The organism is Teichococcus wenyumeiae (assembly GCF_003696345.1).
In the GTDB taxonomy this organism is placed as follows: domain Bacteria; phylum Pseudomonadota; class Alphaproteobacteria; order Acetobacterales; family Acetobacteraceae; genus Pseudoroseomonas; species Pseudoroseomonas wenyumeiae.
The window spans coordinates 1-950 of sequence record NZ_RFLX01000169.1 but is presented as its reverse complement, the minus strand read 5'-3'; the positions used below and the strand labels follow the sequence as shown (position 1 = coordinate 950).

Genomic DNA, 950 nt, shown 5'->3' with positions numbered 1-950 from the left:
CTCGCCGGTGTTGTCAGCTATCGGCTACAGGGCGCGACTGCATGTCGCGCCCGGCCAAATCTATCAGATGGAGCGGCTACGGCTGCGGCGCATCAAACCCAGACCCAGCAGGCCCGAAGCAAACAGCGCCAGGGAGGCGGGCTCCGGAACCGGAGTGGCGGTCAGCGTGATGTTCGCGCCATTGGTGATGGAGCCAACGCGGTCGAAGAACAGGTCGCCGAGATCAAGAACGAACTCGCCGCCATTGCCGAAGTTGACGGTCACCGGCCTGAAGTTGATGAAGTAGTCATCGAAGATGTCGTTCACAGGACCGACGAAGGCGCCGGTGATCGCGACACTCTGGATGGTCGCGGCGAGCGGATTGGCGAAGGACAGATTGGCGGTCACGCCGAGGTTGTCGGTCTCGTTGCCGCCGAGACCACTGAAGCCACAGAGTGCAAGGTCAACCAGGCCGTTGCCGCTGTTGATGCAGGTCTCGCCCAGGGTCACCCGGCCAAAGAGGAAGGACTGCGTCTGGCCCTGGTCGAGCGTGAAGGACTGCGGCGTCACGAGGCTGGTGAAGGCCACGTCGAGCTGGCCATTGCCTTTGCCGTAGCCGGAGCCGGTGGTGAAGGAGCCACCGGTCACATCGAAGACTACCGGGGCAGCCATGGCGGTCGCCATGGTCGCGATCGACATAGCGGCGGCGGCAACCGTGGCAAGAAGCTTAGAACGCATGGACGAGTCTTTCTGGCGCAATGTTGATCTCGCGGGCAGAAACCAAACGAGACTGAACCGTGGCGGTTCACCTCAGAAACAGCAAAGCTTGTGCCATCGGAGTTTCTTATGAGATTACAGTATTTTAGTTTCCGCACCGCCCCAGTTCAGAACACAACCGTAAAGTTCCGCTTCACAACCATTGCGGGTGTGGCGCAATGCTCGCCGTCCCCGAGAAGCCACTCTGGAGTGGT

1 protein-coding gene is annotated in these 950 nt (G+C 60.8%); it reads right to left on the bottom strand.

The window, feature by feature from the left end; translation table 11 throughout:
• Positions 1–63: 63 nt before the first annotated feature.
• On the bottom strand, positions 64–717 hold the full coding sequence (locus tag EBE87_RS28425) for a PEP-CTERM sorting domain-containing protein (RefSeq protein ID WP_120641310.1): 654 nt from the start codon (positions 715–717) through the stop codon (positions 64–66).
• Positions 718–950: the final 233 nt, after the last annotated feature.

What these genes read in the sequence shown, in the direction of transcription:
- EBE87_RS28425 (WP_120641310.1), bottom strand. Translation starts at nt 717, where the DNA reads ATGCGTTCTAAGCTTCTTGCCACGGTTGCCGCCGCCGCTATGTCGATC.